The sequence below is a fragment of the Caulobacter sp. FV1ye13L genome (genome assembly GCF_058681155.1).
This window is the reverse complement of record NZ_CM178732.1, coordinates 2,312,287-2,324,482: the sequence shown is the minus strand read 5'-3', so window position 1 is coordinate 2,324,482 and position 12,196 is coordinate 2,312,287. Positions and strand designations below refer to the sequence as shown.

Sequence of the window (12,196 nt, the reverse complement as noted above, 5' to 3'; positions counted from 1 at the left end):
GTGGCGTCCGCGCTCCGCACGGAGCGCAGCCATCGCCTTGACGCCGCCCCAACCGTGTCCACGCCGTTACGGTCAACCGACCACTAACCCCAAGCGAAAGGCCGCCGCTAACCTTTTGCTGGCAGCGTCCCGCCTCCAAAACGTGAGGAAGCGAGGCGGCAATGGCGCGACACGACCTCATGGACGGGAAGGTGCAGGTCTATAGGCGTTCCGGCAGTCCCTATTGGCAGTGCGCCTGCTCGGTCGCGGGCCAGCAACAACGCTCGACCACCCGCGAAGAAAGCTTGGCGCGCGCCAAGGACGTCGCGAGCGACTGGTATCTCGGCCTGCTCGGCAAATACCGTTCCGGCGACCTAAAGCCCGGCAAGACCTTTGCCCAGGTCGCCGATCGCTTCGTTGATGAGTTCGCGATCATCACACAGGGCGATCGCAGCCCCATCTATGTCGAGGGCCATCGGAAGCGCATCAAGAACCACCTGAACCCATTCTTCGGAAAGATGGTGGTGGGTGAAATCACTGCCGGCACGGTTCAAGATTACCGGGTTCATCGTATGAAGACCGTGCGCAACGGCAAACCTCCCGCTCGCAGCACTCTGCACCAGGAGATCGTCTGCCTTCGCCAGGTGCTGAAGACCGCTCATCGCCATCGCTGGCTGGAGCAACTCCCAGATCTTTCGGCGCCCTATCGGGCGTCGAGCAAAATTTCCCACCGCGCATGGTTCTCGCCGGAGGAGTACAAACGCCTCTACGAGGCCACGCGTGAGCGCGCCAAAAACCCCAAAGCGGCGCGCTGGCGCGCCGTCGGCGAAAATCTGCACGACTTCGTCCTGTTTATGGCCAACACAGGCCTGCGCCCCGACGAGGCGCTGAGTTTGGAATTTCGCGACGTCACGGTCACGGTTGATGAGCCGACCGGCCAGCGCATTCTGGAAATTGCTGTCAGAGGAAAGCGCGGGGTGGGGTGGTGCAAAAGCATGCCAGGCGCCGTGACGCCGTTCGAGCGCGTTCAGTCACGTAGCGACGGCCAACCGACGGACCGACTATTTCCACAATTCCCCCGGCAGCTCTTCAACACCGTTCTTGAGGAGCTGAACCTGAAGGTGGATCGAGAGGGTCAATCGCGCACCATCTACAGCCTGCGGCATACCTACATCTGCATGCGCCTGATGGAAGGCGCTGATATCTACCAGGTCGCCAAGAACTGCCGAACGAGCGTCGAGATGATCGAGACCTATTACGCGGCTCATATCAAAAACATGATCGACGCCTCGGCGATCAATGTACGCAAGACGCGGCCCTCGCCGACCCGATCGGCGAACACAGCCGTTCGGCATGGTCTTTCTCGCGCACGCTCGAAGCCCTCGACGCCCCGAACCTAGCCGACTATAGCTCGGCTCGGTTTAGGCGGGCGTGGCGGAACTGGTAGACGCAACGGACTTAAGCCAAGGATTGAGTGCGCCAGGGGAAACTCAGGACGTAGAACTGCTCAAATTCGGGGAACCCTGTCAGATGGCGATCCCGAGCCAAGCCCCTCCGGGGGAAGGTGTAGAGACTAGACGGGCAGCACCTAAACTCTGGCGTGCCAGAGCAGGGTGAAGGGATAGTCCAGACCACGAACGGCCCGACCAACGGACCGGCGGCTAAAGCCGAAGTGGTACGAAAATCCGTCAGCCGCAAGGCTATGCCGGTTCGATTCCGGCCGCCCGCACCAGTTGGAGTAAGGCGCTGATTTGGGTGCCCCTGATCCTCTCTCGTTTCAGTGGACGCCCATGCTAGCTTTTCGGAGCTGGCCTTCTGCTTACGCAGGGGGTGTTGATCGGGCGCAGGGCAGCCCGGATTTCCTAGCTTGAAGCCTTGGTGGCAAACCTCGCAAGACCTCTACCTTGTGGTAGGCAAGCACCGTTTCAACGACGGCCCAGTGGCGCTAGAGAGAGACTAAGTGCGCACCGTTAAGACCATTTCGCCCATCGAACGGTGCTTGATCGACGCCCTGGGGTCCGTGATACGTCCGCCTTTTTTATCACAGCGTCAGCCCCGGGGCTTGAGGCTGCGAAAAAGCGGCCTGGGCTTGGAGACGTATTGATCAGCCTCTGCCATGATCCTCTTAAGGTCAAAAGGGCGCTCGTAGTCGGCGGCCGGGATCTCTGGTTCATCGCGCGTCCCAACTGCTGAAACGTCAGGCGAACTGGCGTTCGGCTTGATGACCAGCGGCGCGGGAGCGGGCCCGACTTGCGGCGAGATCGCATTCTGGCGACGCCAGCGGGCCAGGTTCTTTTTAAATGTCTCGGCGCTGACTTCCAGGTTTTGAGCGGCCAGGGTGTCGCGAATAGCGGCGTGACTGACGCCGGATCGAACGAGCCGATCGATGTCGGGCATCAGACGCCGCAGCTTTGCCGCAAGGCTCTTTGGCGGCAGATCTTGGAGTGCTCGGCGAATATCTTCTAGCGTGGCCAAGTCGCGTCTTTGCCCCCGTTTGAACCAGTCTGGCCTTGAGTCTCATGCTCGGTGATCTCTCGCAAGCTGACCTGTATTCATATTGTCCCCCTTCCGTCCCCTTTCTGTCTCTATTCCGTCTCCATAGTGACCCTTTTGCTTCCTAGGCGGTCTAGATATGTCTCATAATTGTCCCCATTCTGTCCCCATTTCGTATCCCATGCCCCCAATATGTCCCTTGCGACCGATCGCTGGCGCGATCAGTTGGTCTAGACCCCCTTTTTAGGCTTCAAAATCGTCAGCCTCCGGAGCAAAAAACCCTTAAATCGGCGATACACCATACGCACCTCCCGGTGCACCTATGACCTTGTTATTGTTCATGTATTTTTATAGGCGCCGAAAAAATGTAAGTCACGGCGTAAGTCATTTCGACAAATTCCTCTGTCTTTTCAATGTGAATTGTTAGACAACATGTCCTACAATGTACACTAGGAGTGACCATGGCCCGCTCTTCCGTCACGGTGCGGCTCGATCGCGAAAAAAAGCTGAAATACGAGTTAGACGCCGCGTCTCGCGAAATGACGCTTTCCGACTATCTCCGCGACCGCATGGACCGCGCCGATATCTCGGACGAACTCATCGCAATTCGCATCGCAATGGAGGGAATAGGGGGCAGTCGAACGACCGTCAGTTCATCGCTTTCGGATGCAGCGTGGCTAGAGGTTTTGCTTCTACTGCGTAGCAACGCCACGCCTCAGACAATGACGAAGAACCATCAGATCCTTCGCCAAATGGGCCGGTAGCCCATCGTCATGTAAAAGGGCGTGGCGTGAAATTGGGACCATTGGGGTGACGTGACCCCCATTTCTCATCCAGCCATAATAAGAGTCCTGGGTTGATTTGAGCCTGGGTGTTGGTGGTGGCACGAGGCCGGTGCACGGAGCTATCAGCCTGCGCAGCGTGCCGGCCGGTTTCTCCTCAGAAGGCGCGGGCGTACCCCCCGGGCGTCATCCAGCCGAGTTTTGAGTGTGGCCGCCGCTCGTTGTAGTCGCGCCGCCTGGTTTCCAGCACGGCGCGAGCGTGCGGCAGCGACCGGAACAGGGTCTCGTTCAGCAGTTCGTCGCGCAGCCGGCCGTTAAAGCTATCGTTGTAACCATTCTGGTGGGGCTTGCCGGGCTCGATGCAATGCCAACCCACGCCGCTGTCGTCGGCCCAGGCGAGAATGGCGTTGGACGTGTATTCCGTGCTGTTGTCGCTGACGATGGTGTCGGGCCGCCTTCCGCGCTGAGCGATGATGGCGTCCAGCTCACGCGCCACCCGTCGGCCTGACAGCGAAGTGTCGGCCACCAGGGCCAGGCACTCGCGCGTGCAGTTGTCGATCACCGTGAGGATCCGGAAGCGGCGGCCGTCTGTCATCTGGTCGGACACGAAGTCCAGGCTCCAGCGCTGGTTCGGTGCCAGCGCCGCCTCCAGAGGCCGCCGCGTGCCGATCGCCCGCTTACGCCCGCCGCGCCGGCGCACGGTCAGCTTCTCCTCGCGATAGAGCGCCGGACACGCTTCCTGTTGACCGCGTGCCCTCGCGCCGCAACAGCACGCGCAGCCGCCGATAGCCGAACCGACGACGCTCCTGGGCCAGGGTCCTCAGCCGTTCGCGCAGGACGCCGTCGTCGTGCCGAGCGCCCTTGTAGCGCACGCTTGTCCGATCCGCGCCCGGCCCCAGGCACGCCCGCCGCTCGCTCATTTCGTAGGCCCACTGCAGATAGGCGGCAGCCTCCCGATGCGCGGCGGGCGTCACCACTGTTTTCCCAGCAGATCCTTCAGCGCGACGTTGGCGAGCATCGCGTCGTCCAGCATGCGCTTGAGCTGTAGCCCTCCGGTGAAGGCCACCTTGCCGAGGCGTCTGTGATGCTGATGCTGTGCTAGTAAGGACGTCCTTACGAGTACGCAAAGCTGCAGGGCATGGGCCATTCGAGTTTGATCATGGGCCCAGAGCGCCGTCGGCGTTGGTCGGAGGCAACCAAACGCGCTGTGCTGGAAGCGGCGTTCGCGCCCGGCGCGGTCGTGATTGAGATTGCCCGGCAACACGAGATCTCCACCAGCCTGATCTACAAGTGGCGACAGGAGGCGATGGCGACGGTTACCACACCGGCTTTCGCGCCCGCGATCCTGCTCAATTAGCCGGCGCCGGCGACATTGCGTCCCGAGCCGGCGATTGTGGTTGAATTAGTCGGCGGCGCGCGGGTGAGCATCAACGCCGACGCTTCACCCAGCTTGGTCGCGACGACGCTGCGAGCCCCGCGATGATCCCAATCGCCTCGGGGGTGCGCGTGTGGATCGCGGCTGGACATACGGACATGCGCAAGGGGATGCAGGGCCTGGCGCTGCTGGTGCAGGAAGGCCTTGGCCGAGATGCGTTCGCTGGCGACGTCTTTGTGTTCCGGGGGCGTGGCGGCTCACTGATCAAGGCGTTGTGGCACGACGGTCTGGGGCTGTCGCTCTACGCCAAGCGGCTTGATCGGGGGCGGTTCGTGTGGCCGGTCAGCGCCGATGGCGCGGTGACCCTGACGGCGGGTCAGATGTCGTATCTGCTGGAAGACATCGACCGGCGAAACCCCCAACACACCCGGCGTCCGTCTGCCGCCGGGTGGCCAAAAATTGTCGGATCGGCCTGCATTTAGAGGCGCCACAAGCGGCGAAATTTATGATTCCATCTGGGTCATGGACGCTGACCTCGCAGCCCTGCCGGACGACATCGAAGCGCTGAAGGCCGCTTCTGGTCGCCCGAGCAGAGGCGGCGCAAGCGCAAGATGCAGCCGCGAGAGCCCAGGCCGAAGCCGCTGAGGCCAAGGCGAGAGTGTCCGACGATCAGGCGCTGATAGCCCATCTGAAGCTCCAGATAAAGAAGCTCAATCGTGAGCGCTTCGGCCCTGGCTCGGAGCGCACGGCCCGTCTGCTGGATCAGCTGGAACTGCAACTGGAGGAGCTGCAGGCCTCGGCGACGGAAGACGAGGTGGCCGCCGAGATGGCGGCGGCCCGGACCACAACCCTGGCCGCCTTCAGCCGCAAGCGGCCTTCACGCCAACCTTTCCCCGAGCACCTACCGCGTGAGCGCGTGGTCGTGCCGGGGCCGACCGCTTGCGCCTGCTGTGGCGGGCTGCGGCTCTCGAAGCTGGGCGAAGACGTCACCGAAACGCTGGAGGTCGTACCCCGGTCCTGGAAGGTCATCCAGCATGTACGCGAGAAGTTTAGCTGCCGCGACTGTGAGGCCATCGGCCAGGCGCCGGCTCCGTTCCATGTGATCGCCAGGGGCTGGGCCGGACCAAGCTTGCTGGCGATGATCCTGTTCGAGAAGCTTGGTCAGCATCAGCCGCTCTACCGGCAAGCCGACCGCTATGCTCGCGAGGGCGTGCTGCTCAGCCTGTCCACCTTGGCCGATCAGGTCGGGGCCTGCAGGCGGTACTGGCGCCGCTGTTCAAGCGGCTGGAGGCTCACGTGCTTGCCGCCGAAAGATTGCACGGTGACGACACCACGGTTCCTGTGTTGGCCAAAGGCAAGACCGACACCGCCAGGCTCTGGGTCTATGTGCACGACGACAAGCCGTTTGCGGGATCGGCGCCGCCGGGGCGCGGTCTTCTACTACTCGCCCGATCGAGGCGGCGAGCATCCGCAGGCGCACCTGTCGGGTTATGCCGGCCTGTTCCAGGCCGACGCCTATGGCGGTTACGGCAAGCTCTATGAACCGGGCCGAACACCGGGGCCGATCCTTGAGGCGGCATGCTGCGCGCGCGCGCGCCGGCCGTTCTTCGTGCTGGCTGACCTGGAGCAGAACGCGCGCCGCAAGGCTCGCGGCGCGGTGCCGGCGGTGATCTATCCGATCGCTCTGGGCATGGTCCAGCGGATCGACGCCCTGTTCGAGATCGAGCGAGGGATCAACGGCCAGGACGCTGATCGGCGCCTTGCGGCGCGACAGGAGCTCAGCGCCCCGCTGGTGGCCGAGATGGAGAACTGGATGCGCGAGCAGCGCGCCAAGCTCTCACGTGGTCACGACCTGGCGCGGGCCTTCGACTACATGCTCAAGCGCTAGGCCGCGTTCACGCGCTTCCTCGACGATGGCCGTATCTGCCTGAGCAATAATGCCGCCGAGCGGGCGCTACGCGGCGTCGCCATGGGGCGCAAGTCTTGGCTGTTCTGTGGTTCTGATCGCGGCGGCCAGCGCGCGGCGGTGATGTACAGTCTGATCGTCACCGCCAAGCTGAACGACATCGACCCTAAAGCCTGGCTGGCCGACGTTCTGGCTCGTATCGCCGGGCACCCCAACCAGCAGCTCGATGACCTGTTGCCTTGGAACTGGCAGCCTGTGACCACCGTTGGACGCGCCGCTTAGATCCCTGCGCGGCCTTCACCGGAGGAATACCATACGACAAGGAACCGCCTCTTTACCCAGGGCGCCTGCCTTGTTCATGTCCGTGGTCGACACCCTCAACATGTAAGGCTTGGTGTGCGTCCGAGCGGGATCGGCGACAAATGTCAGATCGGGATAACGCACGATCCGCCCCCCTCGCCCCCTCGCCTGCCCAATTCATCGTCTAAAAGTCCTGCCTCGCCACAGCGGGTTGGGCAAGTGTTGGCAAGCGGGGAATTTCAGCTCAAGCCGGTCCCGTCTTCTCGGGGCAACTCGCCTGCGAGGCCGCGAACTGCCGGCTGGCCAAGGACTTTCGCAATCTAGCTAGCGGTCGTTCAACGGCGACATACATCGCCGCAGAGTATGCAAACGTCAGCGCGATCACAGGAATTGCGCGTTCAGCTGCACTCATTTCGGGAAGAACGGTCTCAAACAACGCGATAAATATCATGTGCACGAGATAAATTGTATACGACAGCAAACCAATGATCTGCGCGGGTTTGCACGAAAGTATTTGTCTTACATAGCCCCCAGCTTGAAGCGCAAATGAAAACAGAAAAATTAGCGCTACACCCTGTATAGTATATCGAACAGTTTGCCTGAACACATCATCTCTGAACAAGAACGTAGACAAAAGCAACAATGTCGCCGCAATAACATGGGCTTTGGTCGGCTTATAGGGCTGATCATCGATAAGTGGGTTGTTCCACAACGCCAGAATACAACCAAAAAGTATAGAGTCCATTCTAGTATGGCTCATTGTATAGTTAGCTTGCGCAAACTCCGGCGAGACTCCGTAGCTTTGAAAACGAAATACGAGAGCGATAACGCACAGGCCTGCGCAGAGAGCGGCAAGTCGCTTAGGTCCCAATTTTCCGTATAGCGCCGCAAACATCAGCGGAAACAGCAGATAGAAATGCTCTTCAACATGTAACGACCAGAGCGGTATCGGTACGCCATAACCATACCCGAAGAGATGTTCATAGTTATGTAAAAAGGTGGCCTGCAGAACAATTGCACCGAAAGTTTCTGGTGATCGAATTAAATGAAAGGCCGACAATAACAGAGCAAAAGCGAATGTTATGTAGAGAGGGGGCAATATTCTTACGGTTCGCCTCAAGAAGAATGATGGCAAAGACACTTTGCCATCAGAGGCAAACTCAGCCCTCATAAGAGAAGTGATCAAGAACCCGGAGAGAAAGAAGAAGACCGTCACACCGAATCCAGCGGGAACCAAGTTCCTCAGGCCCAAATGGCCGACAACCACCAAGGAAACCGCGATCGCTCTTATGCCATCCAGCTCTGGGACATGACTGAAGAGATGCTTTTTCACGTTAAATTCCCAAGTAGAAATACGGTACCGTTTTCAGAACGCCGATATACTACAAATAGCAATATCATCGCCTACAAATTGCGACGATGCACTAGGCGCAAGGCTGGAGATTCGACGAAATGCCAAGACAGCACCGCAAGCGCCAATGTTATTGGAAGAGCGATCGCAATATTCTGCCATGGCGAAACGATTCCGAAAGCAGCAACAGATTGCTGAACCGGGAATGCGTAGATGTAAATTCCATAAGAATAATCGCCGAGCTGCCCGTACCTCGCCAGTAACGGAAACTTGGCGTACCCTAGGAAGAAGGTCGCATAGCAAATTGCCACAGTAAAAGTAAATTCAAAAAAAACTGTATTATAGGAAATGACGGAAACAACTACGAGGGCGACCACATATTTCATGGATAAAACTATCGAGCTCCTCGCGACATAAAACCCACAGCCAACAGCAAATGGAAGAGATAAGAACATTACCTTTTCCAGAAGTTTGTATGAGTCAATATTCACAAAAAACAGATATGCAGCAGAAAGCAGAATGAAGCATGCGAGAAAAATTCTACGCCTAGAAAATATTCCCAAAAGCCCGACAACTACAACGCCTACGTAGCAAGACACCTCGAATATCAAGGTCCAAAGTGAACCATTAATCGAGTTTCCATACGGATTATCGGCAAACACGCCAGGTAAGTCTTGCTTCAGGGACACGAGGGTGAGGTTGCGAACCAGGAATTCCGCAGCGGCTGGCCAAAAAATGTTTGGCGCCGCGCTGCTGATCATGCTGGCGACGACTATAGTCAAGATCAGAACAACCGCTAGAGCCGGGAAAATTCGATAAACACGGGCTTTAACAAAGGGCAGTAATCCCGCTCTACGATCAAAGCTGCCAGTGATGAAGAAGCCAGAGACTGCGAAGAAGACTATAACGCACAGGAGTCCAAGCGTGATGCCTTGCAACTCGCGCTCGAGCGGTTGAGCCCACCCTTTTCCGAGGCTAAGCGGATAGGCATGAGAGATCAGGACCCCGACAGCCGCCAACATCCTCAATAGGTTGAAATTGTTCTGCCTGCCTTGAGCCCTATCACCCAGAGTAAAACTACGGAAAAGCTCAGCCGTTGAATTGGAAATCACCCCGCCCTCTCTCAGCGACGGGATATCGGCGGGCCCTGCTGAAGGCGAAAGATGCTCATCACTCGGTGATTTAGTCGGGCCCATAGATCATTTCAACTTGCGTGAAGGACGAAACGGAAAGCACCAGTTCTACACCCCTACCGCATCACCAGTCGGGCTCTTTGATTACGATACAGGGCGCATCTAGGACCTAGCAAGCATCACACGCCACGGGAGTGAACACGGGCCAATTCAGGCAAGCTGCCTGGAAAAAATGACCGCAGGGAGCAGCTACCCAGATCCGCCCCCTTTCCTATTGATGGCCCCACCTTCCCCACGCGCTCTACGCGTTCGACGTCGCGTTAGCCGAGCCCCCCCCAGAAAAAACAGCCGACTTTGAAAACCATTTGTCCAGGACGCCGAAGGCGATAACCAACGATAAGAACTCGCCCTGGGCCGTAAACGTTGCCATCGTGGGCGAGGCGATTACGCAAAACGCTATGAGGGAGCTAAAGACAAATCGCGCCCAGCGAGAAGATGTCGGCGCGACCCGGAAAATTAGGGCCCCCAAGCAAAAAATAAGCGCGAAATATATTATTCCATATCTCAAATATTCTCCGACGATTCCAATGTCCGACAGAAATACGTGCCTCCCAAACTTACCAGAAAACATCTCATGGAAGCCGCCATTGTATTTCAATGAGAGGGAACCGATCCCTGCCATATAATGAGTTTCTGCTGAAATGCCGGACAGGAAATTTATAGTATTTATTCTTACTATAGCGGACCCATCAGATCCAATGTCACTGAACGCTGAGAACAAAGGGAATTCGGAAGTAAACTGCAGTGAAAAAAATACAAGTCCGCACATTGCGATTATAAACAGTAAAATTGCACTTACTTTGTTATAAAATAGGAAGATTCCCAATACCACGACCGCTGCACAAAGCATCGTTACACGCGTCTGAGAAATAAAAACGAGAGTGTACGCGGAAATTAGTATGACTGCGACATCAATTAGTCTCTTCCTAAATAGGAAATTAATCGTCGAGAATATTAGCGCAAAGGTAAAAAAGAATGCGATAGTTCGGAATCGCCGAGCTCGACCATCGAAGGAAAAATGATCCATCTGAGTTTGCGCATATAGAGAAAGCGCAAATACTGAGAATATTACGGCATAGATTAGCTTGACAAAATTGGCGCGATCCATGCGAGCCATTCTGACCGAGTCCACAAGCGGCAACGCCCCGAGTATCGCCAGAATCCGACGCTCCTCGATCATCCCAAAATAGATGGGTTGGCCGAATTGCAGCAACGAGAACATGGAGGATAGCCCTATGGCGAATAGGGTGAACAATAAAAGCCCCAGACCCAAGGCTTTGCTATCGACATCTTCTATAATGAATGTGCGCAGAACTGCGTAGACCAAGACGAACGCATAGTAAAGTTCTTGAAAATATACTATTGCTACAGGGTTTCCGGCATCGCCGTTCACAAAAAGCGCTCTGGACGTTATTAATATAAGGGCGAAGGCGGCCAGCGCCGGAAGAAGTTTTATCTTTCCGGACGCATAGGACAATACTTCCCCACGCGGCAGGTGTTTGGCGACTGGAGCTCCGGTGTTAGATATCATGATACGTACTCTTGATTATTTCTGCGCCAGGACCTCCACTTACTCTTTAGAAGGCGCCAAACCGTGCCTCCAAAGGCCGAGACTCGGTCCTTCAAGCTGACGCCTCTTTGATATTGAGTCAGAGCTCGTCGATTGTAGCGGGGGGTCGGCTGAAACATCATTCGCAGTGCCAATACGCGATTTGCTAGGTAGCGGCGGCGCTTGAGCTGCCCGGGCTGCATCTTGTCGATCAATCGGCTGTCCAGTGGCTCGGAAGCAAAAGCCCCCGCTTCTTCAACCTGGCGCAACAGGCGCTGCCCTAATGAGGTCCGCGTCATTACCAAGCTGCGCCCCTCCGACTCGGTAAAATCCGGATAGCCATCCTCATCGCCATACCAAGCGTCTGCGGCGACAATATCAGCCGCCTCACCGACGCCATCGGCGCAGATTTTGCACCCAAACTGAAGATCTTTGTTGAGGACGCCGCCCCACGACTGCGCATAGGTGCAACTCAGGACTCGACCTTCATCCGTCACTGCGGTCGTCGAGCCTGGCCAGCCGTCGCCGCGATGCTTGAAACTCACGAGTTTACGGACGTCGCTTTCGCCAAGTTTTTTTACAAGTTGAACGTTGACCGAATGACTTGGCGTTCCAGCACAGAAGAATGATATCAGAGCGACCACTTTTTCCCGAAGGATCGGATTATTTTCAACAACCAAACGTGCGGCGCTTATATCGCAAGGCCTCCCGATGAGCGCAACTCTTACGTCCTGCTCCAAAACGTCCGCCAGAAGGCTGAGGGGCGATGACGGACAATACTTTGATCCCGACATTGCTATGACGTCAGCTCGGTCCGAAGTGAGCCTCGATTCGGTTTTAAGCCTGTTGGCCGTTTGATAGTCGGTAGCCAGGACGCGCTGCACGGCGCCTGTCTCCAGCAGCCATGCGGCTATTGCCGAGATCGCACCGCCTGAAGATGCCTGATGGCGAAGAGCCGGGTCTGTCGCATACCCCGCCTTGCAATCGTAGTAGCTGCCCCACATGGGATCGTGCGACTGGCCTGGAGCCAAAGCCTTGGCCGAGTCGGAAACGTAATCCGAATTAACCGCGCGGCACGCCCCCAGAATATCGACGATTTGAGCCCGGCTTAGGTTTTTCACCCCGGTCGGACGGAGGAAGCCTTCTTCATTGTACTCCATCCGAACGCCGTTTTCCGACCCGATCGCCTCGCACAGCCCGCAGCCGATGCATTGGCGAGAGTCCACGATTTTCTCGATCTCGTTCATGGTGTCCCGCATACTTGGATG

General features: G+C 57.4%; 9 protein-coding genes and 2 pseudogenes. 5 read left to right on the top strand and 6 right to left on the bottom strand.

All coding sequences use genetic code 11. The features are described from left to right. Positions 1–161 precede the first annotated feature (161 nt). The gene (locus ACW176_RS11120) at positions 162–1,379 is read left to right on the top strand and encodes a tyrosine-type recombinase/integrase (RefSeq protein ID WP_492109171.1); all 1,218 of its coding nucleotides are present in this window, start codon (positions 162–164) and stop codon (positions 1,377–1,379) included. 649 nt (positions 1,380–2,028) lie between these two features. Here ACW176_RS11120 and ACW176_RS11115 read toward each other — a convergent pair. Then, positions 2,029–2,454 (bottom strand): hypothetical protein, encoded by a 426-nt coding sequence (locus ACW176_RS11115; RefSeq protein WP_492109170.1) that lies wholly within the window; start codon positions 2,452–2,454, stop codon positions 2,029–2,031. A 479-nt stretch (positions 2,455–2,933) separates the two neighbouring features. Between ACW176_RS11115 and ACW176_RS11110 the strand changes: the two genes are divergently transcribed. Next, positions 2,934–3,236: a hypothetical protein gene (locus ACW176_RS11110; RefSeq protein ID WP_492109169.1), complete on the top strand. Its 303-nt coding sequence runs from the start codon at positions 2,934–2,936 to the stop codon at positions 3,234–3,236. Between the two features lie 175 nt (positions 3,237–3,411). Here the strand turns inward: ACW176_RS11110 and ACW176_RS11105 are convergent. Next, a pseudogene (locus ACW176_RS11105) lies at positions 3,412–4,299 on the bottom strand (IS3 family transposase); the annotation flags it as partial. Positions 4,300–4,413: 114 nt separating this feature from the next. On the opposite strand from ACW176_RS11105, the gene ACW176_RS11100 reads away from it, so the two are divergent. The 3 genes and pseudogenes from ACW176_RS11100 to tnpC all read left to right on the top strand — a co-directional run bounded on the left by ACW176_RS11100 (position 4,414) and on the right by tnpC (position 6,817). Then, positions 4,414–4,611 carry a transposase gene (locus tag ACW176_RS11100; protein ID WP_492109168.1) on the top strand — a complete coding sequence of 66 codons (198 nt, stop codon included), beginning with the start codon at positions 4,414–4,416 and terminating at the stop codon, positions 4,609–4,611. A gap of 122 nt (positions 4,612–4,733) precedes the next feature. Then, positions 4,734–5,111: an IS66 family insertion sequence element accessory protein TnpB gene (tnpB, locus tag ACW176_RS11095; RefSeq protein WP_492109167.1), complete on the top strand. Its 378-nt coding sequence runs from the start codon at positions 4,734–4,736 to the stop codon at positions 5,109–5,111. Positions 5,112–5,151: 40 nt separating this feature from the next. Beyond that, a pseudogene (gene tnpC, locus ACW176_RS11090) lies at positions 5,152–6,817 on the top strand (IS66 family transposase). 262 nt (positions 6,818–7,079) lie between these two features. Here tnpC and ACW176_RS11085 read toward each other — a convergent pair. The 4 genes from ACW176_RS11085 to ACW176_RS11070 all read right to left on the bottom strand — a co-directional run bounded on the left by ACW176_RS11085 (position 7,080) and on the right by ACW176_RS11070 (position 12,175). Beyond that, positions 7,080–8,168: an acyltransferase family protein gene (locus ACW176_RS11085; RefSeq protein WP_492109166.1), complete on the bottom strand. Its 1,089-nt coding sequence runs from the start codon at positions 8,166–8,168 to the stop codon at positions 7,080–7,082. A gap of 71 nt (positions 8,169–8,239) precedes the next feature. After that, positions 8,240–9,382 carry an acyltransferase family protein gene (locus tag ACW176_RS11080; protein WP_492109165.1) on the bottom strand — a complete coding sequence of 381 codons (1,143 nt, stop codon included), beginning with the start codon at positions 9,380–9,382 and terminating at the stop codon, positions 8,240–8,242. A 238-nt stretch (positions 9,383–9,620) separates the two neighbouring features. Next, on the bottom strand, positions 9,621–10,910 hold the full coding sequence (locus ACW176_RS11075; RefSeq protein ID WP_492109164.1) for a hypothetical protein: 1,290 nt from the start codon (positions 10,908–10,910) through the stop codon (positions 9,621–9,623). Further along, complete coding sequence (locus tag ACW176_RS11070; RefSeq protein ID WP_492109163.1) at positions 10,907–12,175, bottom strand: Coenzyme F420 hydrogenase/dehydrogenase, beta subunit C-terminal domain; 1,269 nt, start codon at positions 12,173–12,175, stop codon at positions 10,907–10,909. The genes ACW176_RS11075 and ACW176_RS11070 overlap by 4 nt, the downstream gene beginning before the upstream one ends. Positions 12,176–12,196 lie beyond the last annotated feature (21 nt).

Excerpts from the sequence above, each read along its gene's own strand:
- ACW176_RS11120 (WP_492109171.1), top strand. The coding sequence starts at position 162 with ATGGCGCGACACGACCTCATGGACGGGAAGGTGCAGGTCTATAGGCGT.
- ACW176_RS11080 (WP_492109165.1), bottom strand. The coding sequence starts at position 9,382 with ATGGGCCCGACTAAATCACCGAGTGATGAGCATCTTTCGCCTTCAGCA.
- ACW176_RS11070 (WP_492109163.1), bottom strand. The coding sequence starts at position 12,175 with ATGAACGAGATCGAGAAAATCGTGGACTCTCGCCAATGCATCGGCTGC.
- ACW176_RS11110 (WP_492109169.1), top strand. The coding sequence starts at position 2,934 with ATGGCCCGCTCTTCCGTCACGGTGCGGCTCGATCGCGAAAAAAAGCTG.
- ACW176_RS11075 (WP_492109164.1), bottom strand. The coding sequence starts at position 10,910 with ATGATATCTAACACCGGAGCTCCAGTCGCCAAACACCTGCCGCGTGGG.
- tnpB (WP_492109167.1), top strand. The coding sequence starts at position 4,734 with ATGATCCCAATCGCCTCGGGGGTGCGCGTGTGGATCGCGGCTGGACAT.
- ACW176_RS11100 (WP_492109168.1), top strand. The coding sequence starts at position 4,414 with ATGGGCCCAGAGCGCCGTCGGCGTTGGTCGGAGGCAACCAAACGCGCT.